This is a genomic window from Brevibacterium sp. 239c (assembly GCF_900169365.1).
Taxonomy (GTDB): domain Bacteria; phylum Actinomycetota; class Actinomycetes; order Actinomycetales; family Brevibacteriaceae; genus Brevibacterium.
Map to the genome: position 1 here is coordinate 66,963 of NZ_FXZH01000011.1, position 25,466 is coordinate 92,428.

At 62.5% G+C, this 25,466-nt stretch carries 22 protein-coding genes and 1 other RNA gene; 11 read left to right on the top strand and 12 right to left on the bottom strand.

All coding sequences use genetic code 11. The features are described 5' to 3' along the window. Window positions 1-471: 471 nt before the first annotated feature. The 7 genes from BSP239C_RS11615 to BSP239C_RS11645 are packed head-to-tail and all read left to right on the top strand — an operon-like array spanning window position 472 to window position 6,768. Window positions 472-1,467 (top strand): MoxR family ATPase, encoded by a 996-nt coding sequence (locus BSP239C_RS11615; protein WP_101573005.1) that lies wholly within the window; start codon window positions 472-474, stop codon window positions 1,465-1,467. 12 nt (window positions 1,468-1,479) lie between these two features. Next, window positions 1,480-2,364 (top strand): DUF58 domain-containing protein, encoded by an 885-nt coding sequence (locus BSP239C_RS11620; protein ID WP_101573008.1) that lies wholly within the window; start codon window positions 1,480-1,482, stop codon window positions 2,362-2,364. Beyond that, window positions 2,351-2,803, top strand: a complete 453-nt coding sequence (locus tag BSP239C_RS11625; RefSeq protein WP_101573010.1) for a hypothetical protein — start codon at window positions 2,351-2,353, stop codon at window positions 2,801-2,803. The genes BSP239C_RS11620 and BSP239C_RS11625 overlap by 14 nt, the downstream gene beginning before the upstream one ends. After that, on the top strand, window positions 2,794-3,768 hold the full coding sequence (locus BSP239C_RS11630) for a VWA domain-containing protein (protein WP_101573012.1): 975 nt from the start codon (window positions 2,794-2,796) through the stop codon (window positions 3,766-3,768). Before BSP239C_RS11625 ends, BSP239C_RS11630 begins: the two co-directional genes overlap by 10 nt. Further along, complete coding sequence (locus BSP239C_RS11635; protein ID WP_101573014.1) at window positions 3,765-4,847, top strand: VWA domain-containing protein; 1,083 nt, start codon at window positions 3,765-3,767, stop codon at window positions 4,845-4,847. Before BSP239C_RS11630 ends, BSP239C_RS11635 begins: the two co-directional genes overlap by 4 nt. Then, a complete protein-coding gene (locus BSP239C_RS11640; RefSeq protein ID WP_101573016.1) occupies window positions 4,844-5,635 on the top strand; it encodes a tetratricopeptide repeat protein in 792 nt (263 codons plus the stop codon). Before BSP239C_RS11635 ends, BSP239C_RS11640 begins: the two co-directional genes overlap by 4 nt. A 23-nt stretch (window positions 5,636-5,658) precedes the next feature. Then, the gene (locus BSP239C_RS11645; RefSeq protein WP_101573018.1) at window positions 5,659-6,768 is read left to right on the top strand and encodes a histidinol-phosphate transaminase; all 1,110 of its coding nucleotides are present in this window, start codon (window positions 5,659-5,661) and stop codon (window positions 6,766-6,768) included. Window positions 6,769-6,884: 116 nt separating this feature from the next. Here the strand turns inward: BSP239C_RS11645 and BSP239C_RS11650 are convergent, their stop codons facing one another. Continuing rightward, on the bottom strand, window positions 6,885-8,438 hold the full coding sequence (locus BSP239C_RS11650; protein ID WP_101573123.1) for a PucR family transcriptional regulator: 1,554 nt from the start codon (window positions 8,436-8,438) through the stop codon (window positions 6,885-6,887). A gap of 195 nt (window positions 8,439-8,633) precedes the next feature. Between BSP239C_RS11650 and speB the strand changes: the two genes are divergently transcribed. The 4 genes from speB to BSP239C_RS11670 all read left to right on the top strand — a co-directional run bounded on the left by speB (window position 8,634) and on the right by BSP239C_RS11670 (window position 14,905). Next, window positions 8,634-9,644: an agmatinase gene (gene speB / locus BSP239C_RS11655; protein WP_101573020.1), complete on the top strand. Its 1,011-nt coding sequence runs from the start codon at window positions 8,634-8,636 to the stop codon at window positions 9,642-9,644. Between the two features lie 2 nt (window positions 9,645-9,646). Next, window positions 9,647-11,368, top strand: coding sequence for a thiamine pyrophosphate-binding protein (locus BSP239C_RS11660; protein WP_257930181.1), 1,722 nt, complete (start codon window positions 9,647-9,649; stop codon window positions 11,366-11,368). 49 nt (window positions 11,369-11,417) lie between these two features. Then, a complete protein-coding gene (locus tag BSP239C_RS11665) occupies window positions 11,418-12,908 on the top strand; it encodes a sodium:solute symporter (protein WP_101573024.1) in 1,491 nt (496 codons plus the stop codon). A gap of 344 nt (window positions 12,909-13,252) precedes the next feature. Next, window positions 13,253-14,905: a thiamine pyrophosphate-binding protein gene (locus tag BSP239C_RS11670; protein ID WP_101573026.1), complete on the top strand. Its 1,653-nt coding sequence runs from the start codon at window positions 13,253-13,255 to the stop codon at window positions 14,903-14,905. Here BSP239C_RS11670 and BSP239C_RS11675 read toward each other — a convergent pair. The 11 genes from BSP239C_RS11675 to BSP239C_RS11720 form a co-directional block, all read right to left on the bottom strand. Next, complete coding sequence (locus BSP239C_RS11675; RefSeq protein WP_101573028.1) at window positions 14,875-15,918, bottom strand: DUF418 domain-containing protein; 1,044 nt, start codon at window positions 15,916-15,918, stop codon at window positions 14,875-14,877. The genes BSP239C_RS11670 and BSP239C_RS11675 overlap by 31 nt on opposite strands. A gap of 68 nt (window positions 15,919-15,986) precedes the next feature. Continuing rightward, on the bottom strand, window positions 15,987-16,631 hold the full coding sequence (locus tag BSP239C_RS11680; protein WP_101573030.1) for a response regulator transcription factor: 645 nt from the start codon (window positions 16,629-16,631) through the stop codon (window positions 15,987-15,989). Then, window positions 16,603-17,709, bottom strand: a complete 1,107-nt coding sequence (locus BSP239C_RS11685; RefSeq protein WP_180958993.1) for a sensor histidine kinase — start codon at window positions 17,707-17,709, stop codon at window positions 16,603-16,605. Before BSP239C_RS11685 ends, BSP239C_RS11680 begins: the two co-directional genes overlap by 29 nt. Before the next feature lie 31 nt (window positions 17,710-17,740). Further along, the gene (locus tag BSP239C_RS20740) at window positions 17,741-18,295 is read right to left on the bottom strand and encodes a hypothetical protein (protein ID WP_180958994.1); all 555 of its coding nucleotides are present in this window, start codon (window positions 18,293-18,295) and stop codon (window positions 17,741-17,743) included. A gap of 224 nt (window positions 18,296-18,519) precedes the next feature. Beyond that, window positions 18,520-18,896: a transfer-messenger RNA gene (gene ssrA / locus BSP239C_RS11690) on the bottom strand. A gap of 153 nt (window positions 18,897-19,049) precedes the next feature. Beyond that, the gene (gene smpB / locus BSP239C_RS11695; RefSeq protein WP_101573034.1) at window positions 19,050-19,520 is read right to left on the bottom strand and encodes an SsrA-binding protein SmpB; all 471 of its coding nucleotides are present in this window, start codon (window positions 19,518-19,520) and stop codon (window positions 19,050-19,052) included. Window positions 19,521-19,731: 211 nt separating this feature from the next. Then, on the bottom strand, window positions 19,732-20,961 hold the full coding sequence (locus tag BSP239C_RS11700) for a M23 family metallopeptidase (RefSeq protein WP_101573035.1): 1,230 nt from the start codon (window positions 20,959-20,961) through the stop codon (window positions 19,732-19,734). A gap of 1 nt (window position 20,962) precedes the next feature. Continuing rightward, complete coding sequence (gene ftsX, locus BSP239C_RS11705) at window positions 20,963-21,877, bottom strand: permease-like cell division protein FtsX (RefSeq protein WP_101573037.1); 915 nt, start codon at window positions 21,875-21,877, stop codon at window positions 20,963-20,965. Further along, complete coding sequence (ftsE, locus tag BSP239C_RS11710; protein ID WP_101573039.1) at window positions 21,874-22,563, bottom strand: cell division ATP-binding protein FtsE; 690 nt, start codon at window positions 22,561-22,563, stop codon at window positions 21,874-21,876. The genes ftsX and ftsE overlap by 4 nt, the downstream gene beginning before the upstream one ends. Before the next feature lie 187 nt (window positions 22,564-22,750). Beyond that, complete coding sequence (gene prfB / locus BSP239C_RS11715) at window positions 22,751-23,869, bottom strand: peptide chain release factor 2 (RefSeq protein ID WP_101573041.1); 1,119 nt, start codon at window positions 23,867-23,869, stop codon at window positions 22,751-22,753. Window positions 23,870-24,029: 160 nt separating this feature from the next. Then, window positions 24,030-25,256 carry a globin domain-containing protein gene (locus BSP239C_RS11720; RefSeq protein ID WP_101573043.1) on the bottom strand — a complete coding sequence of 409 codons (1,227 nt, stop codon included), beginning with the start codon at window positions 25,254-25,256 and terminating at the stop codon, window positions 24,030-24,032. Window positions 25,257-25,466: the final 210 nt, after the last annotated feature.

Sequence of the window (25,466 nt, forward strand, 5' to 3'; positions counted from 1 at the left end):
GGGCATGACCACTAGATGTTGTGTTCGGGTTCGACTCTACCCCTATATCCAGTGTTACACCAGTGTTGTTTCGACCGTCCACACCCTGTGTTCAAACCGTCCACAGTCATCCACAAGTCATGAGTGACACCGATGTAGTTCGATCACCTGCGAGGACACTGGGCAGAGCGGTCGAAAAGCCACTTCCGGGCACCTCCCCCGACCCCGTTTTCCACACCTGTCCACAGATAAATTTTTCACCTGTGGGTGTTTTTTCGGCGTGTCACATTCGCTTCTGCTTCCACATGCCCGGGGTCCGTCTGCACTGTCGATTCCGCCTCCTTCTGCGCCCCTATTCCACGCCGTCACCCACTCCTGCAAGCCGGTCTCCTAAGGGTATGTGTCGGTACTGACACGACAGAGTCCAGTCCCGTGTCAGACTCAGCCCATATGCTTGTCTTGTCAGCCAGTTGAGATTCGAGAGGCCCCACCATGACGGCAACGGCACCCGCCAACACCCAAGAGATCGCACACGCTCAATCGATCCTCGGCGGTCTGGAATCCTATCTGGATCATTTCGTCGTCGGTCAGCAGCGCCTGCGCGAAAGCCTGCTCATCGGCCTCCTCTCCGGCGGTCATCTTCTCCTGGAGAGTGTTCCCGGCCTGGCCAAGACGACCGCGGCGGCAGCGCTGGCCAATGCTGTGGACGGTGAGTTCTCCCGCATCCAGTGCACACCCGACCTGCTTCCCGCCGACATCATCGGTTCTCAGATCTACAACGCCCACGAAGGCTCGTTCAATACAGTCCTGGGCCCCGTCCACGCCAACATCGTCCTCCTCGATGAGATCAACCGGTCGTCTGCGAAGACGCAGAGTGCCATGCTTGAAGCAATGCAGGAGAAGCAGACGACGATCGGCGGCCAACGGTTCGAACTTCCCCGCCCCTTCCTGGTCCTGGCCACTCAGAACCCGATCGAGCAGGAAGGCACCTATCAGCTTCCCGAAGCGCAGCTCGATCGGTTCATGATCAAGGACCTCCTCACCCATCCGAGCCCCAATGAGGAGATGGAGATCCTGGCCCGCCTCGATTCGGGCGTCTTCGACCGCGACTCCGTTCCGAAGCCCTCCTGCAACCTCGAGGACGTCGAGACGCTCCAGAACTATGCACGCACCATCTATGTCGACCCTTCGATCACCCGGTACCTTGTCGAGCTCGTCCATGCGACCAGGAACACCGCCAAGTATCTGGGCCGACTCGCCCCGTTCATCGAATATGGTGCCAGCCCCCGCGCCTCGATCGCCTTCACCAACGCGGGACGGTCCCTGGCGATGATCCGGGGTCGCAACTACGTCATCCCCGAAGACATCAAGGATCTGGCTCACCGCATTCTCGATCACCGCATCCAACTCAACTTCGAAGCCGCAGCGGAGAACATCACGAGCGCCCAAATCGTCGATGCCCTCCTCATGGCTGTCCCCACTCCCTGATCGGGTGCATCGATGACTGCTCTGCTCAATCGGATCAAAGCGCGGCTGACCATCCACGCGCACCGCCGGACCCGGCGGCTCCTCGATGGGGACTATTCTTCTGTCTTCCACGGCCACAGCCTCGACTTCGATGATCTGCGCGACTACATCCCCGGCGACGAGATTCGCGACATCGACTGGAAGGCCACGGCTCGACATTCGAACCCCCTGGTCAAACGCTACGTCGCCCATCGCAGACATATTCTTGCCCTCGTCGTCGACTCCTCTCGGAACTTCGACGCAGTAACCTCAGCCGGGGTCGACAAACGCCAGCTCGCGATCCTCATGGCCGGAATGACCGGCTATCTCGCCGTCCGCCATGGCGATGACGTGATGCTCATCCACGGCAGCGCAAAGCGCACCACGGCCTCCCCGCGAAAGGGCAGCGAGGCCCATCTGGAGAACCTGCTCCAGCAGATCCTTGCCGAAGCAGGTGCAGACGGCGAGGGTTCGATCGATAAGCAGCTGCAGTGGATCGCCACTCACGTCAACCACCGGATGCTCGTTGTCGTCATCTCCGACCAGGCGCCGCTCGGCGCGAAGGAAGAGGCCACGATCAAACGGCTGCGGGTACAGCACGAAATCCTGTGGATCACGATCACCGACGCGGACCTGGCACAGCTTCCGGCCGCCTCGGCCCCGTTCGACGTCTCCCGACCAGACGTCGGTCTGCCCACCTCTGTGATGGCCAACCCACACGTGCGCGCCGAATTCATGGCCGCCGAAGCGAACCGCAAGCAGCATCGGATCGATCTGCTCTCGAAACTCGGAATCTCCCACACCGAAATCGCCCACCCGGACCATGCGCTGGGAAGCCTCCACACTCTTCTGCTGAGGCACCGCCGTGGGCCCCGCTGAGCTCGTCGGGCCGCTGGAGATCTCGGTCTGGTGGTATGTTGCCGCCGCATTCGTTCTTCTCGCCGCCGTCTTGAATCTGTTTGCCCCGCTGCTGCGTGTGGCGGCCGGATCGGGAGAGAAGTCCCAGCCGCGGATTCCCATTCCTGTCCGCAGCACCTACATGTCCCGGATCGCGACAGTCGAGTCGAAATTGGGTGCAGGCGACGCCGATGTCCGAGACTCGGCTCGGGAATTGGCGAAGATCGTGCGTGAGTTCGCTCGTGACGCATGGGGAGTCAAAGCCGAACACCTCACCTACCGAGATGCGGCAGTGGCCGGACTCGACGACCTCGCCGAGTCCTTGTCAGGTCTTTACGAAGCAGAATTCGCTGAGAACGACGCCCATGATCTGGGCCCCCAGATCGCCGATGCCAGAAAGTTGGTGGCTCGATGGTCCTGATGTTCTGGTGGCTGGCCCTCGTCCTCCTTGTGCTTGCTGGGGCCACAGTCTTCTTCTTTCGCAGACCCAAGGCCACCGCGTCATCACTGGCCGTGGCTCACAGCGCACGCATGACGAGCCTGCCCAGCTTCCGCAAAGCCATGCGGACCCGTCTGCTCACGACGGTCGCATTCCTCGCAGTCATCGCCCTCACCGGACTCTCCACTCTCGCCGGAATCTCCCGACCTGCATGGGTCGAAACAGTCAATCCGGAGAAGAAACTGCGTGACGTCATGCTCTGCCTCGACGTGTCCGGCTCGATGCTCGGATACGACGCCGACCTCCTTGAGGCCTACCAGGAGCTCGTCGACCGGTTCGACGGTGAACGCATCGGCATGACCGTTTTCAACGCAACCGCGGTTTCCGCGTTCCCGCTCACCGATGACTACGACATGGTCCAGAACTATCTCAAGGAAGCCGAAGAAGGGTTCCGCACATGGGGCTCGGAAGGCACCGACTACTCATGGTCGACCTCACCGCCCAACATCGGCGGCTCCTCCCTCATCGGAGACGGACTCGTCTCCTGCATAGACAACTTCGACCGACAAGATGAGAAGCGTTCTCGTTCGATCATCTTCGCCACCGACAACATGCTCGCCGGTGACCCGTTGTTCGAGCTCGACGAGGCGACCGACGTTGCAGTGGAGTCCAAGGTTCGGGTCTACAGCCTCTCTCCCCCATCGGTGCTGGCGAAAACGCAGACCAAGGAACTGAAATCGGTCTCCGATCGCACCCGAGGCAAACAGTTCGACATGGGGTCGGCCTCAACGATCGATCGCATCGTCGCCGAGATCCAGAGCCAGGAGGCTGAGAACACTCCGGGCCGTTCCTACACCATCGTCCATGACATGCCGGCTGTCCCCCTCGGGATCGCGGTCTTCGGCCTCGCCGGTGTCTTCGTTCTGGCGTGGAGGACGAAATCATGATCTTTGATCCCGTCTTCACCTGGTTCGGCTGGGGGTTCCTCGTCCTCGCCCTGCTGACCGTGTGCATCATTCCGACTGTGCGCGGTGATGGTCCCCGCTGGAAATGGTTCGCACGCATTGGCATCGTCGCCGTGCTCGCACTCGCCCTGGCCCGACCGGGCATTCCCATCAAATCCTCGACCGAGGAATACGAGGCGGCCGCCGATGTCTATTTCCTCGTCGATACGACGACGTCCATGGCTGCCGAGGACTATGACGGTGACAAGACCCGCCTCGAAGGTGTGAAGAAGGACATGCTCGAGCTGGCCAAGCAGTTCCCCGGCACCAGACTGAGCATCATCACTTTCGCTTCGACCGCCTCGACGGTCATGCCTCTGACCACGGATCATGCGGCGTTCGCCTCCGCTGTGGACGTGCTCAGCCCAGAGTTGTCCTTGAATTCGAATGGGTCCTCCATCACCGAAGCGGGTGCTGAACTGGATAAACGAATGAAATCCAACGACGAGGATCGTCCCGAGAACAAGAACCTCGTCTTCTACTTCGGTGACGGTGAGCAGACCGCTCAAACCTCCGTCGATTCGTGGTCGTCATTCGCCTCCCGCATCGACAGCGGTGCAGTGTTCGGATATGGCACTTCTCAGGGCGGGAAGATGAAGGAGCCCCAACCTTTCGGATACGGGTCGAGCCCCGGCGATGAACCCGGACTCGGCGATCCGAATGATCCCGGCGGGGCCGGAGATGGTGACGGGTCCGCGGGAACGAACGATGAGTACATTCGCGATGGCCAGAGCAATCCCGGGATCTCAAAGATCGACGAGGCCAACCTCAAACAGCTCGCAACCGACCTCGGGGAGAAATACCACCACCGTGATGGCGAAGCTTCGATGTCGAGTGTGTACACAGCACCGAAGTACGATCAGACACTGGTCAAGAAGGACGGACGGGTCACCGTCGACGAATACTTCTGGGTCCCCCTGATCCTCGTGTTCGCCTGGATCGCGGTCGAAATGGTCTTCGGAGTCCGCGAACTCCTTCGGCTGCGGACCATTGCTCTCACACGGAAAGGAGGCCGTCCATGAACCGGATCACTCGCACCTGGTCGACGATGCGCCGCCTTTCTCGCATCAACCTCATCATCGGGTCCGCCCTTCTGCTCGTCTTCGGCTATGTGGCTGTGACCCTCTACTTCGGGGCAGCCTCGCAGGTCCGGTACGTGTCCAACGATTTCCCCGGAGCGAAGAAGGCCTCTACCGCGTTCCTCACACTCAGCCCGATTCAACGCCATATCGGCTACTACAATCGCGGTACTGCGGAAGCGGCAGTCGGCGACTTCGAAGTGGCTGAGACCGACCTCGAATCCGCCCTCGAGATCGCTCCCCTTCGTGACGAGTGCGCCGTGCGAATCAACCTGTCCTACGTGTATGAGAAACGCGCCGACGAAGTCGCAGATCAGGATCCTGATCAGTCGGACGAACTCTACGACCAATCCCTGAAGACTCTGAAAGACGCTCCCAAGGAGTGCCAGCCCAAGAAGAGCGAAGAGAAGCACAAGAGCGACGAAGCCAAGAAGCGCGTCGAGGACAAGAAAGCGGGAGAGAAGTCGAAGCAGGAAGGCTCCGACAGCGACGACACCGATAGCTCCGAGGACGAGGATCAGCAGAACGGCGACTCCGGAGATGACTCGAAGAAGGACGAGAAGCAGGACTCCGGCGAAGACGATGAGAAATCAGATGACTCTGAAGGGAAATCTGAGAAGGAGAAGAAGCGCGAGGAGCTGAAGAAGCGCGGCGAAAGCTCGGAGCGCGACCAGCAACAGCAGGGCCCGGGTGGACAGGGCGGTCGCTCTGCCCCGGACAAGCCGTGGTGAGGCAACTGTGAAATCATGAGGCCATGAACTCTCCGGACAACTCAGCTGGCAGCACTTCGACCCCGCGACTGCGGGCCTCGCTGGAGACATTCCCGCCGTATGTTCCGGGGAAGGCTCCCAAGCGAATCGACGGACTCGTCCCGTTCAAGCTCTCCTCGAACGAGAACTACCTTCAGCCGCTGCCAGCGGTCACCGACGCCATGGTCACTCACGCGCAAAACCCTGCTCTGTACCCCGATGATGGCGCACTGCGTCTGCGCACGGAACTGGCCGACCGTCTCGGAGTCAGCATCGATGAACTCGTTGTGACCACCGGCGCCAGCGAACTACTCGTGGCACTGACCCAGATCACTTCTGACTCCACCACAGAAGCGATCTATCCCTGGCCGTCATTTGAAATGTATCCCCAGACCACCGGGCTGGCCGGATCGAAACGGATCGAAGTGCCGGTGCGCACCGACGGTCGACACGACCTCGACGCCATGGCAGCGGCGATCACCGATCGGACCAGCCTCATCATTCTCTGCTCCCCGAACAATCCGACGGGACCGGCTCTTCGCGACGACGAGGTCCGTCAGTTCCTCACCCAGGTGCCCGAGCATGTGCTCGTCGCCCTCGACGAGGCCTATTGGGAGTTCGCTACCGCCGAGGGAGTCGTCAACGGCGTTGACCTTGTGGCCGATTTCCCCAATGTCGTCCTGGTCAGGACGTTCTCCAAGGCTCACGCGCTGGCTGGATTGCGGGTCGGATACGGCCTCGCTCATAAAGCTGTGATCCAAGGGCTGCTGAAAGCGGTCATTCCCTTCGGAGTCACCGACATGAGTCAGGCTGCTGCACTGGAGTCGCTGCGTCACAGCGATGAGGTCGACGTTCGTGCTAAGGAGATCGCGGCTGTTCGCGACGACTTCGCACACGCGCTGCGCGAGCAGGGCTGGGACGTTCCTGAGGCGCAGGGCAATTTTGTGTGGCTGCCGCTGGGGCCGCTGTCCTCAACCTTTGAAGATGCCTGCGTGGAGCAGGCTGTTGCGGTGCGCAACCTCGGCGATGGGGTGCGAATCAGCATTGGGGAACGGGAAGGACTCGACCGGGTGCTCGCAGTCGCCTCCGCTTTCTACGCCGAGCATTTCAGCTGAGTAGCTTGGGTCGGCTGAGCACCTTGAGTTGGCTGGTCAGCTGAGTGAGGCGAGCTGAATCGGCTGTGCTGGTTTGCCCTGGTCCCCGAAAAATGGGCCGGGGTAGCTTATGCTTCTCAGAGTTCTGCGAGCTCAAGGGCCAGGGCCACGGCCTGGACCGATTCTGCCCGTGTGAGGTCGCGGCCCAACAGTGTCTCGATCTTCGCCATTCGTGCACGCACCGTGTGCCGGTGGATGCCGAGCTCGGCCGCGACCGCATCTCGCACTCCCCCAGCAGCGATGAAGGAACGCAGCGTCAGCAGCAGGTCCTGCTCGTCGCGCGAAGCCAGGAGCGTGCCCAGGACTCGGTCGACGAACCTCTGCGCCGCTGACCCATCGATCGACGACAGCAGAGCACGCACATCCGAGTTCGCGCTTTCGTGCTGCGTCCGCCACACGGTCCATGTGTGGTGGACTTTTGTCAACGGGATCATCTTCGCAAACAGCCGATCCAGTCCGGTGACGTCCGCAACCCGGTCGACCGCGCTAGTCTCATCGACCGCGTTGACGTCCTGGACTGTGCGAACCTCATCGACCGCACTCCTTTGACCGGCTGCACCCACCTCATCGACTGCACTCTCAAATTCGGCGGCGGGTTCGCCAGCATCCAAATGGCTGAGATCCGCGTTCCGAGTGCTGGCTTCGATGACGCCGAGCATCGCACCAGCACGAACCAGAAGCGTCCCGGCACCCAGGTCCCCCATCAGCGTCTCTGGAACCTCACCGCGCACGTTGCCGAAGACGCTGAGCTTCACACGCGCGACCGGAGCCAGACCAGTCTGCTCAACCCACTCGGCGCGGGCCTCTCCAGCCGCCAAGGGAGTGGTGAATAGCTGAGACTCCGATCGCCGAGGCGACACCTCAGTGATGCTCAGACTCAGCAATGCAGCTGCAGTGGAGAGCAACAGGGTGCGGGTACGGGAATTGCCGGCCACCTCGGCGGGGGCAAGGATCCACCCCCGCACCTGCTCGTCTCCGACCGGAACGGCCTCGACGATTCCCGCCTCGGTGCGCAGAAGACGTGGTGCCATGGAGGGTTTGAGAGACTCCGCAATCAGCTCATGACGCACCAGATTCTCTGCATCGGTTCCGGTCAGCCCCCTTCCTGTGGGTGAGACGAATCGAACGTCCGTGCCCAGAGTGCTGGCCAGATCAGCGACGAGCGCGGCAGGGCCTTGGTGAGCGAGGTCGGTGGCGAATCGACGTCCGGCGTTGCTGGCCCGCGTGAGCTCTCGAGTCGTCTCCTCCTCACGCATCCGGGTGAAGGCATCGACGACGGCGACGAAGGGGACAGGCTCTGGGACCCCGAAGAGTGGAAGACCCTGAGCCCTGGCGTGCTCGATCAGCACCGGTGGGATCTCCTGCCACGGCAAGGCGGAGCCAAGACCGATGCCAAGTGCATGGACGCCCACACGTTTGAGACGAGTGACATAGTCGCCCACGCCGTCACCGCCGAGGTCTTGGCCGACACCGATCGTGAGCAGGACCTCTCCCCCGGCCAACCATTCGTCGACCGCGGGCAGCTCCGAGGAGTGCACGATCGTGACGTCATCTGATCGGGCGCTCGGCGAATCGACGACGACGTCGAGCGCGAGTTCTTGACGTGCCCAGAGCTGACCCAAAGTGACCATGAAATCCATACTATCCGCGGTGGATACTCGATTCACCAATTCATCCATGATGGATATCGGTGTTGTGTGAGCCACGTCCTAGGCTGATGGCAATCACAAACCACTGAGAATAACCATGCACTGCCGATTGCAGTCAGTCACTACAGAGCGCAGTCAGTCACTACAGAGCGCAGTCACGATTTCGAAGGAGAGCCAATGTCGACTCAACCCCTAGGGCCAGCCGATTACAGCCAGACACCACGCTTCGCGGGACCACCGACCTTCGGTCTGCTGCCGCGCATCGACGAGGTCGAAGCGCAGCGGCCGGGCGAGAAGATCGATGTCAAGATCCTCGGCGTCCCCTTCGATGCCGGTGTCAGCTACCGTCCGGGTGCCCGTTTCGGTCCCGCTCACATCCGTCAGTCCTCGAAGCTGCTGCGCCCCTACAACCAGGCCACGAACGTCCACCCATTCACCTGGCAACAGGTTGCCGACTGCGGTGACTTGGGTGTCAATCCCTTCGACATCGAAGAGGCCATCACCGAAGTCGAACGCACCTCCGATGAGATGCGCGCCGATGGAGCGAAGCTGCTCACCCTTGGCGGCGACCACACCCTGGCCCTGCCGAACCTGCGTTCCCTGCACAAGACACACGGCAAGATCGCGGTCCTGCACTTCGACGCACACCTCGACACGTGGGACACCTACTTCGGTGCTCCCTACACGCACGGGACTCCGTTCCGCCGCGCCAGCGAAGAAGGCCTGCTCGACCTCGAATCCTGCATGCATGTGGGCATCCGCGGACCTCTCTACGGCAAAAAGGACCTGGAGGACGATGCGGTGCTCGGCTTCCAGATCATCCGCAGCGACGACTATCAGTTCACATCTGTCCAGGAAGTCGTGGCCCGGATCCGCAAACGCCTCGGCGATGCACCTGTCTACCTGTCCGTCGACATCGATGTCCTCGACCCTGCTGCTGCGCCGGGCACCGGAACCCCTGAGGCCGGGGGCATGACGAGCCGTGAATTGCTCAACTCGATTCGCGGGCTGCAAGGGCTCAATGTCGTCGGTGCCGAGATCGTCGAAGTGGCACCTGCCTACGACCATGCCGAAATCACCGGGCTCGCTGCGGCCCACGTCGGCTACGAAATGCTCTCCCTGTGGGCTGCCGAGGCCAATGGTCTCACCGGCCCCACGGGTCCCAGCGGCGAAGCCCTCGGAGTCTGATGATGGCAGATGACAACAAAGACATCGCTGGCGAGGAATTCCGCAACGGCGGTCGGGCCATCGTCGCGACCCTGGCCGCCCACGGGGTCGACACGATCTTCGGGATCCCCGGCACTCACAACCTTGAGTTCTACCGGCACCTGAACGGATTCGGCATCCGTGCCATCACGCCCCGCCACGAACAGGGCGCCGGCTACGGTGCCGACGGGTATTTCCTCGTCTCCGGCAAACCCGGGGTCGTCATCACCACCTCGGGCCCGGGCCTGACGAATGTCATCACGGCTGCGGCGACCGCCTATGCGGAGTCCCGCCCGATGCTCATCCTCTCCCCCGGTGTTCCCACCGGAATGGAGCGCGCCGACGTCGGAATGCTGCATGAGACGAAGGACTCGTCCGGGGCACTGAACCGCCTGCTGGTCTCCTCCCAGCGCACCCGCACGGCCGAAGGTGCCGCCCAGGCCGTCGCCGAGGCGTTCGCCATGTTCTCCTCTTCTCGCCCGGGACCCGTCCACATCGAGGTTCCCCTCGACGTGCTCGAAGGTGTCTGGAACGGCAGCGTGCCGACTCAGATCCCGGGTCGTCGTCCGGGTCTTGATGCTCATGTCATCTCCCGTGCCGCCGAGGCGGTCGGCAGTGCAGCTCGTCCGTTCATCGTCGCCGGCGGCGGGGCGCGCAGAGCAAGTGCGGAGGTCAGGGCCTTTGCTGAGCTTCTCGATGCGCCCGTGGCCACGACCGCCAACGGTAAGGGCATCGTCTCCGAGGACCATCCTCTGTCCTTGGGCTCCAACGTCCGCTTCCCCAGCGTCCAGGCAGAGTCCGCGGCCGCCGATGTGCTCATCGTCCTCGGTTCTGAACTCGCCGACTCCGACCTGTGGGGCGGACTCATCGGAGCCCAGACCTCGGCCGGGATCCGTGATGAGAACTCCGAGCAGATCGTCATCCGCTGCGACATCGATCCTGATCAGTTGGGCAAGAACCTAGGTGGGGACATCCTCGCCTGCGCAGACGTGGGGGAATTCCTCACCGCGCTGAGGACCGAGCTGAAGCAGGATATGGCCACAGCCACCTCGGCGGGATCGGACGATCCCAACGGCAGCACCACCTCGGCGAGGGAACAGGGTGCAACGCGCAGCGGAGCCAAACGTGTCGCTGACATCCGCGGCTCTTGGGGTTCGGACTTCGACTTCGAATCCATCGGTGCTCGCGTCACGCGCCTCGTCGAACAAGGTGCAGGTTCAAACGTGGTGGTCGCCGGGGACTCGTCCCAGGTGACGTACGACGGATCGGTGCATGCGCTCAATGCGAGCACACCCGATCAACTGCTCTACATGCCCGGCTTCGCGACCTTGGGCTACGGGATCCCCGCAGCCATCGGAGCGAAACTGGCCGACAATGCTCGCCCTGTGACCTGCATCCTCGGAGACGGGGCGGCCATGTTCTCGATCCAGGAGCTGATGACAGCCAGCGAACTGGGGTTGGGGATTCCCTTCGTCATCGTCGACAACGGCGGATACGCCGAAATCGAGGCTCAGATGGTCGACCGGAGCATGGAGCCGTTCGCGGTCAAGCTCGCCCGTCCCGACTTCGCGGCCCTGGGCCAGTCCATGGGCGGGGCCGGAATCACGATCGCTGAGGCCGATATCGACGAACAGCTTCCGGCTGCCGTCGCCGAGGCGCTCGCACGAACCGTGCCCACCACCATTCACATCACTGCCGGGTGCTGAAGCACCCACTGAACCGATTGCTCGCGCAATCAATCAAGAAAGGGTCGACGTGGACTCTCTAGTCGTCATCATCTACCTCGCTGCCATGGTGGGATTCGGAATCTGGGGCCGGTACAAGGCGAAGAACCAGGACGATTTCCTCGTCGCCGGCCGGCGTCTGGGTGGATGGCTGTACACGGGCACGATGTCCGCAGTCGTCCTCGGCGGCGCCTCAACGATCGGCGGCGTCGGTCTGGGCTACACCTCGGGGCTGTCGGGCATGTGGCTCGTCTTCAGCATCGGCCTAGGCATCATCCTGCTCTCGCTGCTGTTCGCTCCACGGATTCAGAAACTGGAGATCTACACGGTCTCGCAGATGCTGGAGCTGCGTTACGGGAAGGGCTCCCGCCTGGTTTCGGGCGCGATCATGACCGCCTACGGACTGATGATCTCGACGACGTCGACGGTCGCCTATGCCACGATCTTCCACGCACTCTTCGACCTCAATAAGTTCTGGTCGGTGCTCATCGGCGGTGGCATCGTCATCCTCTATTCGATGCTCGGCGGCATGTGGTCGATCACGCTGACCGACTTCGTGCAGTTCTTCATCCAGACCATCGGCATCTTCCTCATCATGCTGCCGATCGTGCTGAGCAAGTCCGGCGGCATCACAGAATTGTTCGCATCACTGCCAGCCGAACAGACCAGTCCGGTGGGCATCGGCTGGGAGGCGATCCTGGGCTACATCCTCATCTACACGCTGGGACTGCTCATCGGCCAGGATATCTGGCAGCGCGTGTTCACCGCACGCAGCCCGGGGGTGGCCAGGTGGGGCGGGCTCTCCGCCGGCGTCTACTGCCTCTTCTACGCGGTGGCCGGTGCACTCATCGGAATGGCCGCGACCAAGATCGTGCCCGGCATCGAAGTCCAAGATGATGTCTTCGTCGCCGTCGTCGATGCCGCAATGTCACCTCTGATGGGCGGACTCGTCCTCGCCGCGGCACTGGCGGCCATGATGTCCACGGCCTCGGGCTCGCTCATGGCGGCTGCAACTGTCTGCCGCCAAGACATTGTCGAGCCGGTGCTGGCTCGTAAGGATGTCACACCGGTGACCGGCGGTTCGGGTGCGGGCGACAGTGCCGCCGCGGGTGGCGCGAAGTCGACACTGGTGAAGTCCCTGGTGCGCGAGACCGGCGACGAGATCCGCGATTCGCGCATCTACCTCATCGGCCTCGGCCTCGTCACCCTCATCCTCGCCATGATCATGCCCAGCGTCGTCGAGGCCTTGACGGTTGCCTACAACCTGCTGGTGGCGGGCCTGTTCATTCCCATCCTCGGCGGCCTGATCTTCAAGCGCGGCACCATCGTCGGAGTCATGGCCGGCATGATCTTGGGTGCGATCACCACGATCGTCATCATGATCACGATGGGCATCTACTCAAGCGAGGCCATCTACCTGGGTCTCATCGCGTCACTTCTCGGCTACGTCATCGGTTCCCTGGCATCGAAGCCGACACCACCGGAGGTCATGGCTGCATGGAAGGAACGCCTGAACCGCTAGGGCCTTCGCCCTGCCAACCGCCGGCCATCAGTCACCCACATGCTGGTCCGCAGCGCGGCCCGCCATCAAAGAACGCACGCTGCATCGAAACACTCATGCACGCGTGCGTTCTTTGACGCTCGTCCCAGTTTTCGACGCAGCCACTGCCTTGTGGCCCAGCGCAACTTGGCTGGCTGGCCTAATGTCATCTATATTCGATGATGTCAGGCCGGTACCAACGTCGAATCCGGTTGCTGCCGAACAGCCGGCGCTCGAAAAAGGAGCGCGAAGCCGCGGAGACCGCGTGTGAGACATATATGGATCCCCTTTTTCCATATCTCTATCTCATACTCGAAAGGTCTCTCATGGCGCACACTTCCGCGCACGTCGCACACACTCTGGCCCGCCACATCGATGAGGTCTTCGGACTTATGGGCAACGGCAACGCCTACTTCCTCGATGCCCTGCTCACCTCCACCTCGGCGACCTACACCGCTGTGCGGCACGAAGCCGGTGCCGTCGTCGCCGCAGATGCACACTTCCGCACCTCGGGACGGATCGCCGCCGCGACCACCACGTACGGTGCCGGGTTCACGAACACACTCACCGCGCTGGCCGAAGCTGCGCAGGCCAAGGTTCCACTCGTCCTCGTCGTCGGTGATGAGCCCACCTCCGGCCCCCGCCCCTGGGATGTCGACCAGATCGCCATGGCTTCGGCCGTGGGCGTGCGCACCTACACCGTGGGTCGCGTCGATGCCGCGGCGGCGGCGGTCACCGCCATCGAGCACGCGCTGACCTACCGAGTGCCCGTTGTCCTCGCAATCCCCTACGATGTTGCAACCCTCGACATCGGCGAGATCCCCTCGGTTCCGGGACCCGGGCGCCCTGCTCCCTTGGCGCCGACATCCGAGTTCTCACGGACCTCGCTCGATCGTCTGACGACAGCCCTCGCCGAGGCGAAACGACCACTCCTGTTAGCCGGTCGAGGTGCGTGGTTGGCAGGGGCCGAGGTCGAACTCGGCGCGTTGGCTAAGGCCACCGGGGCATTGACGGCGACTACTGCTCTGGGCCGCAACATCTTCCCAGATGCCGACCACGACCTCGGCGTGGCCGGAGGATTTGGCGCCCCTGAAGCCATGGAGCGAATCCGTGAAGCCGATGTAGCTGTCGTCTTCGGAGGTTCGCTCAACCAGTTCACAATGCGCTTCGGTGAGCTGTTCCACCCATCGACTGAAGTCTGGCAGGTCGACACCGACGATCGGGCGACGCATGCCCGGGTCGGCGGTTTCATCCGCTCAGACGTTCGCCTTGCGGCCGGCGAACTGGTCTCTCGTCTGGAGTCCTCTGGTGCGGAGTCGAGTGGCTGGCGCGAGAGCGTGGATACAGCCGCTGACCGGGCCTATGAAATGGGCACAGAATTCGCTGAGGACGGTCGCCTTGACCCTCGCGCTGCCGCTGCGCGACTCGGTGAACTGATGCCAGAGGACCGAGTCGTAGTCTCCGACGGCGGGCACTTCATCGCGTGGGCGAACATGTTCTGGGAGCCCAGCGCACCCGATCGTCTGGCGATGGTCGGCACCGCGTTCCAGTCGATCGGCCTCGGCTGGCACAGCGTTGCAGGTGCGGCACGAGCCAACCAGGATGCGACGATCGTTCTCACCACGGGTGACGGTGGCGGAGCAATGGCACTGTCCGATCTCGACACGGCCATCCGTTCAGCCGGTGGGCGGGGCATGGCGGTAGTTTTCAACGATGCGGCCTACGGTGCCGAGGTGAACCTCTACGGTCTCAAGGGTCTGGATAAGACTCCGATGCTCATCGATGAGATCGACTTCGCGGCCCTGGGCAGCGCTGCCGGAGGGTTCGGTGTTGCCGTTCGTTCGCTGGCCGACCTCGAGGTGGTCAACGAGTGGAAGGCGACACCGGTCGCCGAACGGAAGTTCCTGGTCCTCGATCTGCGGATCTCGGGCGCGGTCATTGCGCCATATCAGGAGGAAGTCATTCGCGTGAACTCCTGAGGCTGGCGGGAAATGCGCTCAGACCCCCACGTGACGTTCCGCCACAGCTTCTCCAGCGGGCCTTGGCCGAAGCGACGCAGCCACAGGCTTGAGACCACGACCTGCAGAACGAGGATTCCCAAGCAGACGACCAGGCCTGCGGCATAGCCTCCCTGAGAGTCGAAGCGGCTGAGGTCGGGCAGGAACGTGCGGACGGCGATGATGAGGATTGTGGCTCCGACATAGTTGCTCAGTGCCATCCGCCCCAGCGGGGAGAGCGCTCGGCGCAGCACCGCCTCGGCGGGGGTCCGCAGAAGCATCAGGACGACGACGATATAGGTCAGTGCCATGGCGATCCCCAGGCCTGCATTGATCCACTGGTTCACCTGACGGGTCACGTAGTCCGTGACCGCGAACCCAATGACCGAGATGACCACTGCACCGGCCCCCACGAGAGCCAGACGGCCGGGGTGGCGGAGGACCGAGTGGAGAAATCCGCTCCAGCTGATTGCGAAGCCGAGGAGGAAGAGCCCGGGGATCAGTGCGAGGCCTCCCCCGGTGAGGATGCCGACTATCAGCAGGACGCTTCCGATGACCGAGGCGATCGGTGCGAGCAGTCGGACGGGAATCCACGTCGAAGGCAGGAGGACGACGATTCCGGCGAGGGCGTAGGGCAGCAGGGCCTCCCCCGGCTGCAGGAACTGATGGAGGAGTCCGATGACTGCCAGGAAGAGGAAACGGCGGAGCAGCGCCAGCCGAGGCCGCGGGCTGCGCTTGGAGGCGGTCAGCCACATCAGCCCGAACCCGATTCCGAAGAGGAAGGAGAAGATCGGGAAGAAGCGGTTCTGCACGAAGTCCTCGTAGAACCTGTAGAAGGCCAGCGGGTCACCGTGGGCGTCGACGGCGCCCAATTGGAGCATGGGCGGCAGGTTGACCAGGAGGATTCCGCAGAGGGCGAAGCCGCGGATGACGTCGAGGGCGACGATTCGGCGGCGGGTTGCCGGGCGGGCTGATTGTGTCAGTTGTGTGTTCATAACATCCATCGTCGGTGTTCGGCGGTGTCTGTGGCATCGGCCATGGGGCCGAAAGTCAGCCTCAGGGGTCAGCCATTCGGCCGATTCATCACTCCCGATTCCCACATCCGTGCGGCGATCTCGACCCGGTTGCGCGCCTCGAGGCGATTCTGGATGCTGCCGAGGTGGGTCTTGACGGTGCCGAGCGAGATATAGAGTTCCTGGCAGATCTCCTGATTGGTCCTCCCGTCGGCGACGAGCTTCGCCACCTCGATCTCGCGCCCGCTCAGTCTCTCGACGGCATGGGTCTGTCGGGTCGGAGTCGAGCGGCGCCGTTTGAGCAGGTCGAGGGTGAGCGAAGGAGAGATGAGAGCGTCTCCGTTCGCCGCGGCCCTGACACCGACGATGAGGAGGTCGGCTCCGGCGTCCTTGAGCAGGAATCCGCTGGCGCCTCCGTCCAGTGCGGCATCGACGTAGTCATCATCGTCGAACGTGGTGACCATGATGACCTTCGAGTGCGGACTGATCTTCGGCAGGGCCGCGAGCCCGTCGAGTCGCGGCATGCGAATGTCGAGGAGGACGACATCGGGCGCCTCCCGCCGAGCCAGGTCGATCGCCTCGGCACCGTCGGCGGCCTGCCCGATCACGCTGATCGTCTCCTCGGCGTCGAGGATGAGAGAGAACCCCATCCGCACCATCTCCTGGTCATCGACCACGGCGACTGTAATATCCATCGTCTCTCTTCATCGTCAGCGGGAGCCGGGTGCGGACCATCCATCCGCCCTCGTGGACTCCGGCATCGATCGACCCGCCGAGGTGGCTGACCCGGGTGCGCAGACTGCTCAGCCCCGTACCGCTGCCGGCACCGATTCCGCCGGAGCCCGGACCGTTGGCCACGGTCATCAGCAGTGTCGTCGGCCGCTCCTCGCTCATCGTGAGACTCACGGTCACCGGTGCGTCGGGGCCGGCATGTCGGCGCACATTGGTCAGGGATTCGACGAGCACACGGTCGAGTACCGGCCATACAGCCTCGTCGTCGATCTCACCGGTATCGATCGAGATCTGTGCTCGTTGCCCGTAGGCCTCGACGCGGTCGCGCAGCGCCTGCGGCCCCTCGGCGATCGGAGTCCGCGATGCGGCCTCGGTGCGCGTTTCGGAGACGAGCCGTCGGATCTCCTCGAGGGCACGGGTACCGGAGGCCTCGATCTTCTGCAGTGCCGTGGAGGTCAGCTGCGCATTGTCGCTGCGCCCGGCGGCCTGGGCAAGAACGACGATCCCGGTCACCTCGTGGGCGATGACATCGTGGAGTTCGGTGGCGATGCGACGGCGCTCCGCCTCGGCGGCGGTGGCCTTTCGTTCGACAAACGACCGGTCGGTGAAACGCAGCATCAGGCCGATCGAGATCGCGACGATGATGACAGTGGTGAAGGCGAGGCCGAAGATCAAGCCATCGGGCAGCAGACTGGGGACGATGATGTTCGCGACGGCGAGGACCGCGATGAGCGCGATTGGGCCTGGTCCCGATCCGAAGCGACCGAGCATCGCCAAGGTGACGAGGCTCAGCCACAGCACCGTCAGGCTCATCGATGCGGCAATGGCCACAAGGCCCAGGGCGACGAACACCCCAAGGACGGCGATTCCCAGCATGCGTGCAGACGTCCGGCCCAGTTGGATGCGGATGAGGATGGGCAGGACCGCCGCCACTGGGAGCACGGCACCTGTGATCAGCGGCCACCCCGTGCTGGTGAGCAGATCGATCCCGAATGCCAGGGGCACCGGGATCAACCACAGCCATGCGATGAGTCGTCTCATTGGCTCCCAGTTTAGTCTGTACGGCACAGACTCAGCGGCAGCTGCTCGGGGCGTACTCGACTTCGACGCCGTCTCCGCAATCGGTGGCGGACACGTTCCTGACCGAGGCTGACTGCGGCAGGCTGACTTCCCCGGCCTCGCGGCCATCGGCGAACATCCGCACAGCGGCGGCATCGGTCTCGGCAGGGAACGTCACCGCCGTACCGCCGATCGTCGCCGAGTCCGAGAACGAACCGTCGGACTCCTTGATCGAAATGGCCTCGGAGGGGTAGTCGAACGTGATGAAGCGAGTGAGGCGGTCGGCATCACCGTCGACAAGGCGGTGAACGAGGAGCTGGTCCTTGTTCGTGCCGGTCGCCGGAGTCGTGTCGACATAGGTGAGGTCGGCCCGGTCCTGTGCGGCGTACATGAGGTAGGGCCGACCGCGGACCTCGATCGAGGTGGGCTCGACGCCGCAGTCATCAAGGTAGGCGGTGACCTGAGATTCGAGTTCGGCCTTGGCACGGAACTCCACAATGACGACGAGGCCGATGGCCCCGGCGTTGAGGGAGCAGGTGACGGCGAGAGCGATGATGGCTTTTTTCATGGGGGTGTCCTTGTCGGATGCCAACGACTCTGCACCATCGATACTTCCGGAACGGGGACTCTGCGACGTCGACCGAACGGCCAGTCAGGCTCGGCCGATCGGCCACAATCGCCGACGGGCGAATCAGGCGAGCTCGCCGATGGCGGCGATGCGCATGAGAGTCACGACATGACGGTTGCGAACGCAGAAGCGCCCAGGAACCGTTTCCGGTCCTGGGCGCTCAAAAGTGGAGATGGCGGGAATCGAACCCGCGTCCGTCGGCAGATTGTCAGGACTTCTCCGGGCGCAGTTCGTGAAGTAGTTTCTTAGGTTCTGGCCCTCACACGAACATGTGGACCAACGAACGGAGTTGAGTAGAAGTCCCTCAGATACCCTCAACGAATATCTGAAGCAGTGGCTCCCTAAGCGACGCCAGGACCTAGAGTGGAAGCAACTCTAGACTGACGGATTCGCAGCTCGGCCTAATCAGGCAGCGAGGGCGAAATCGGTGCGGTTATTAGACTTAGCACCTATTGTTTTGCAGAGGACATTAACGAGATGACTCTGCATTCTCGGCCCGCTTCTCCCGTCGCAGTGTCCGACGTCGAAACCGATCATCCCCATATTCTGTTACCAACCCTGTCCAACTCATTCACCTGCGCAAGCAGGCTCATGCGCTGACCAGAATCACCAGCATACTCGTAGAACACCAGCCGATCCAATTGCATTCCCAAGGACAGGGCCTAGTCAGACCGATGGTGTCAGACGAGCAGACTCAGAGGAATTGTTTGGACTTGATAGCGCGCTCAGCCTCACGTTTGTCCTGCGCTTCACGCAGAGCCTGACGCTTGTCCCATTCGCGCTTACCCTTAGCCAGAGCAATCTCGACCTTGACCCGCGATCCGTCGAAGTACAGCTCCAGCGGGACGAGTGTGCGTCCCGATTCCTTGACCTTCTGCGACAGACGGAGGATCTCCTCGCGGTGCAGCAGCAGCTTTCGACGTCGACGAGCGGTGTGGTTCGTCCACGTCCCCTGTGCGTATTCGGGAATGTAGACGCCCTCAAGCCACGCTTCATTCTGGAAGATCAATGCGAAACCGTCTGTCAGCGACGCCCTGCCCTCTCGCAGTGACTTCACTTCGGTTCCGCTCAGCACGAGACCGGCCTCCCACGTATCTTCGATGAGATAGTCGTGGCGTGCCTTGCGGTTCCTCGCAATGACTTTCTTGCCAGTTTCCTTCGGCATGTCCGGCCTCCTTCCTGTGTCTCGGTTCACTGTGTCCAGCCACGATTGTCAGCCTCTGAAGACCGCCCAATCGAGTAGACACGCAGACCAACTACTCTAGCTCAATGATATCGCGTACGAAAGGCCGGGTTGACCGGCCCAAAAAGGCCACGCTGACGGCTGCTCAAGGCCCACCTCGGCGAGGCCAGGTCCCTAAAAACGCTGACCAACGTCAGGAGATGTAGGGCATCGGGTTGACGTAGCCGCCGTTCTTCATGATCTCGAAGTGCAGGTGGCAGCCGGTGGAGGCGCCGGTCGTACCCGAATCCGAGATGACCTGGCCCTTCTTCACCTTCTGCCCATCATGGACCTTCAGGTCCGTGTTGTGGTTGTACGTCGAGGCGATCGAACTCCCCTTGATCTTTCCGTGCGAGATCACAACGCGGTTGCCGTAGCCCCCGGTCCAACCGGAGGTCACGACGATCCCGTCACCGGCAGCACGGATCGGGGTGCCGCAGGGAACACCGAAGTCGGTGCCGGAGTGCAGCTTCTTCGCCCCGGTGATCGGGTGGATGCGGTAACCGAAGGGTGAGGTGATGGGATAGCCCTTGGCGGGGTTGGCCAGCGCGCCGTCACCATAGACGAACTTGCCCTTCTTCTCCTGCTCCTTCTCCCATTCACGGACCTTCTTCGCCAACCGGTCCTGCTCGTCCTGTTCCTTCTGCAGCTGAGCTTCGGTTTTGTCCTTGTTGTCGGAGATGGTCTTCTCCGCATCGTCCTTCGCGGAGATGATGTCGTTGAGGCTGTCGGACTTCTTCTTCGCATCGATCTGTGCGGCCTCTTTGGCCAGCACAGCCTCGGCGGCTTCGTCCTTGAGGTCCGAGATCTCATCGGTCACACCCGACAGGCGCTCTTCGTTGTTCTTATTCACCGCGCGCTGCTCGGAAAGGTTGTCGATCGTGCGCTGCTGTGACCGCACGGCGGAGTCCACTCGCCCGATGCCACCGTCGGCGCTTGTGCCCTCGGCCATCTGCAGCAGCATCGCCAGGTCGGAGGTGATGCCCGAGTTCTGGTACGCCTGACGCCCGATGCGCGCGGCCGAGGTCTTGTGCTTGTCGATCTCCTCCGCGCCGTCTTCGATCGAAGACTTCAGATCCTTCTGCGCGTTCTCCGCCGAGGTCAGGCGAGCGGCCATGGCATCATCCTTCTCGATGGCAGCGCCCAGAGCGTCATCAGCCTTCTTCGACGCGGCTTCAGCGTCGGGCAGCTTCTCCTGCGCCGCGTCGCGTTCTGCGATGACGCGGGCCAGGTCCTCGTCAAGTCCTTCGAACTCCTGCTGGAGCTCCTTGACCCGGTCATCGACCTTGCTCTTATCGTCACGGGGATTGGCTCCCGCCGAGGTGACGGGCAAGATGACGGCCAACACCGCCGCTGTGATGACTAAACCGAGTCTGCGCTTCATCTCAGACCTTCGTGTACTTATTCAAGGTGATCAGAGACGATGCCCCGGCCATGATCACACCGATGGCAATGAGGATCGGAGCCACGATGAGGACATTGACTCCCGAGATCAGGCTGAAGCCCGTCGCCTGGCCCTCCAGCCAACCGCTGACACCGAAGTGGACGAGCAGTCCCAGGGCACCGGCGGACAGGGTCGCACCGATCGCCGAGGCGATGACGCCCTCAAGCAGGAACGGGAGTTGGATGAAGGTGTTCGACGCACCCACCAGGCGCATGATTCCGGTCTCGCGCCGCCGGGAGAATGCGGACAGGCGGATGGTCGTGGCGATGAGCAGCATGGCACACAGCAGCATGATTCCGGCGATCGCGACCGCAACGACGGTGGCGATGTTAAGGACACCGAAGAGACGGTCGAGCAGCTGGTTCTGGTCAACGACCTCTTCGACACCTTGGGTCGAGGAGAACGATTCCTTGATGATGTCGTACTTCTCGGCGTCCTTGAGCTTGACCCTGAACGACTCGTTCATCTCATCTTCAGGCACGGTGCCTTCGAGGCTGGTGCCCTTGAACTGGTCCTGGAAGTGCTCGAATGCCTCGCCCTTGTCTTCGAAGTAGACCTCGTCGACGTAGGGGGCAAGCTCCGAGCTGTTGAGCTGATCTTCGATGTTCTTTTTCTGCGTATCGGTGGCTTCGCCCTCGACACAGTTGGTGGCCTCAGAATCCGGTGGGCACAGGAACACGGAGACCTGGACGCGGTCATACCAGTAGTCCTTCATCTGCCCGACCTGCATCTGCAGCAGGATTGCGGCGCCGACGAAGAGCAGGGACACGAAGGTCACGAGCACCACGGACAGGACCATGGAGACATTCTTGCGCAGCCCCGACCAGACCTCGGAGAGGATGAATCCGGCCCTCATGAGGCGACTCCGTAGGTACCCTCTTCGACGTCTCGGACGATGACTCCGTCGGAGAGTTCAATGACTCGCTTGCGCATCCGGTTGACGATCTCGCCGTCATGAGTGGCCATGAGCACCGTGGTTCCGTTGCGGTTGATCTTCTCCAGCACCGACATGATGTCAGCACTGGTGCTCGGGTCGAGGTTGCCTGTGGGCTCATCGGCGAGCAGGATTCCCGGTTTGTTCACCACCGCGCGGGCAATCGCCACGCGCTGCTGTTCACCACCGGAGAGTTCGTTGGGGTAGCGCTTCTCTTTGCCAGCCAGTCCCACGGTCTCGAGCACATCGGGGACCAGGGTCGACATGGCCGCCCGGGATTTGCCGATGACCTGGAGTGCGAAGGCGACGTTGGCGAATACGGTCTTGTTCGGCAGCAGACGGAAGTCCTGGAACACGGTGCCGATCCCCCGGCGCAGATAGGGCACCTTCCAGCTGGGCATCTTCACGACCGATTTTCCGGCGATGTGGATCCGCCCATTGCTGGGTACCTCTTCGCGGAGGATGAGTCGGATGACCGTGGATTTGCCCGAGCCCGAAGCGCCGACGAGGAACACGAATTCTCCGCGCTCGGCCTCGAACGAAATGTCGTCGAGTGCTCTGCGGGATCGTGCGTCGTAGGACTTCGAAACTGAGTCGAATTTGATCAAGAGGGTCTTCAATCATGTCGCGGATGGCTCGGCCGCTTCCACTGTACGTAACAGCCCCGTGATGATCCGGGAGGCTTAAGGGCGTGTGTTGCGCATTGGAGGAAGTTCACAGCGACACAGGAAGTTCACACAGCCGCCGAGGTGGTACTTGAACCAGCCGTGCAACCGCGCAGCCGCAGAAGAAGAATCAGGAGTCGTCTTCGGCCATTTCCTGTTCCTTGCGCCAGCGGATTCCCGCTTCGATGAGGCCGTCGAGGTCACCGTCGAAGACGTTCGAGGGATTGTTGACCTCGTAGCCGGTGCGCAAGTCCTTGACCATCTGGTACGGGTGGGTGACGTAGGAACGCATCTGGTCGCCCCAGCTGGCCTTGATGTCGCCGGCCAGTTCCTTCTTCTGAGCCGCCTCTTCCTTGCGTTTGAGGTCAAGCAGGCGTGACTGGAGCACGCGCATCGCGGCTTCGCGGTTCTGGATCTGGGACTTCTCGTTCTGCATGCTCACGACGACGCCGGTGGGTTCGTGCGTGATGCGCACGGCCGAGTCGGTCGTGTTCACGGACTGACCGCCGGGGCCCGATGACCGGTAGACGTCGATGCGCAGATCGTTCTCATCGATATCGACATGGTCGGTGGATTCGATCAGCGGCACGACTTCGACGGCGGCGAAGGAGGTCTGGCGACGTCCCTGGTTGTCGAAGGGGCTGATGCGCACGAGGCGGTGGGTGCCGGCCTCCACGGACAGTGTGCCGTAGGCGTAGGGGGCGTTGACCTGGATCGTTGCGGACTTGATGCCCGCGCCCTCGGCGTAGGAGGTATCGAGCTGCTGCACGTTGTATCCGCGGTTCTCGCCCCAGCGGATGTACATGCGGATGAGCATCTGTGCCCAGTCGGTGGCGTCGTCGCCGCCGGCACCGGAGCGCACGGTCACGACGGCTGAACGCTCATCGTATTCGTGGTTGAGCAGCGTCGAGATCTCGAGTTCGGCCAGCTGGTCGTGCAGCTTCTTGAGGTCGCGTTCGGCCTCAACCTTCGAGTCCTCATCGCCCTCGTCCTCGGACATCTCGATGAGCAGCTCGGCATCGTCAATGCGCTCACCGAACTTCTCGAGCTTCTCCAGGGTTCCCTGTTTATGCGAGAGCGTGGCCGAGATCTTCTGAGCCGAGTCCGGATCGTCCCAGAAGGACGGCGCCGATGCCTGCTCCGTCATCTCAGCGACCTCGGAGCGGAGATTATCCAGATCGGACACGTCCAGGATCGCTTTGTAGGTCTGACGGAGGTTGGCGATTTCAGCAGAATAATCAGTGGGCATAATGATGCAATCCTAGTGCATGGCGGCCCTCAGGCTTGAATCCTCAGCCTTCACCCCCATCGATGACCGACGCCGAGGTGGTACGTGAAGTCGTACCACCTCGGCGCCGGTTCGGTTGGGTGCAGAACCCGGGAATGAGGCTGGGCTGCTGTTTTGCGGATCAGGCCGACACAGGCTCTGCGGCAGCGCTCCAGGTGTCGGGTCCGAAGACCTCGAAATGGACATTGTCGGCGGGAATGTCGAGTACTGCCAGACCGCGTCGCACGGCGTTCATGAACGGTGGTGGCCCGCACAGGTACACCTGCGCGTTCGCGGCGATGGGGACCTCACCGAGATCGATGAAACCTTCATGGACAGTGTCGGTGACCGTCCGGGCCCCAAGCTGTTCGTACCAGTGATGCATCTGCGCCCCGGGCAGCTGGTTCACCAGCTGCCCCATCTCGCGGCGGTGCGCGTGGGAGGCCATCGACTCGTCGGCGTGCAGGACCATGACGGGCCGCGTCGATTCGGTCTGCACCAGGTGGTTGAGTGCTCCGATGATCGGCGTGCATCCGATCCCGGCCGAGACGAGGAGGAGCGGCTCATCGGACTCTTCGACGACCAGGTCGCCGTAGGGCAGGGAGCAGCGCACGGTGTCGCCTTCGAAAATGTTGTCGTGGATGAAGTTCGAGACTTCGCCGGCCGGGACACCGGAGTCGGCGCAGCCGGGTTCGGCCTTGACCGTCACGGCCCATGAGGTGCGGTTCGAGGCTCTGGTCAGCGAATACTGGCGGATCTGCTGGGCCCCGTCGGGAAGTGTCACCTGCACGGAGAGGTACTGGCCCGGCTGCGCGGCGGGCAGTGCCGCGCAGTCTTCGCGGGCGAGTTCGAGGCTGACGGTGGTCGGGGATTCCTGGTTGCGGGAGGTCACGACGAGTTCGTTCCACACATCACCGGGCGCCACGTCGAAACGGGCGTAGAGGTTCTTCTCCGCCGCGATCAATCCGTCGGCCATGTCCCAGTAGACCGCGGTCCAGGCATCGACGACCTCCGGGGTGGCGGCCTCGCCGAGGACCTCGGCGATGGCGGCGAAGAGATGCTCGTAGACGATGGCGTACTGGTCTTCGGTGATCCCCAGCGAGGCGTGCTTGTTCGAGATCCGACTCATCATGGCATCGATGTTCGGTGCGTCCTCGGAGACGAGCAGGCTCGCGTATGCGGCAATTGCTCCGGCCAGAGCCTTCTGCTGTTCTCCCTGTGCCTGGTTGCCGCGGTTGAAGAGGTCGCTCTCCAGGTCAGGACGGGCAGCGAACATGCGCTCGTAGAAGATCGGGGTGATCTCACCGATCGAGGCGCCGACTGCCGGCAGGGTCTCGCGGATGACGGAAAGTGCGGGTTGGGAAATCACATCTGCCCCTTTCGTGATGCCAGTGCACCACGTGGCTGCAACGGCCTGTCCAGGTCGCTATTTTGGTTGGCGTCTGCGACATTACTACGCTGTGTAGAATTTCTTTCTACCGGTCGCAACCGTGAGAAATCTCAAGCCGAAATATGGACATCCGGTGGCTCGCAGCCGTTTCGCTGATACGTCACCCGTGTCGCTCTGGGCTTGAAGATC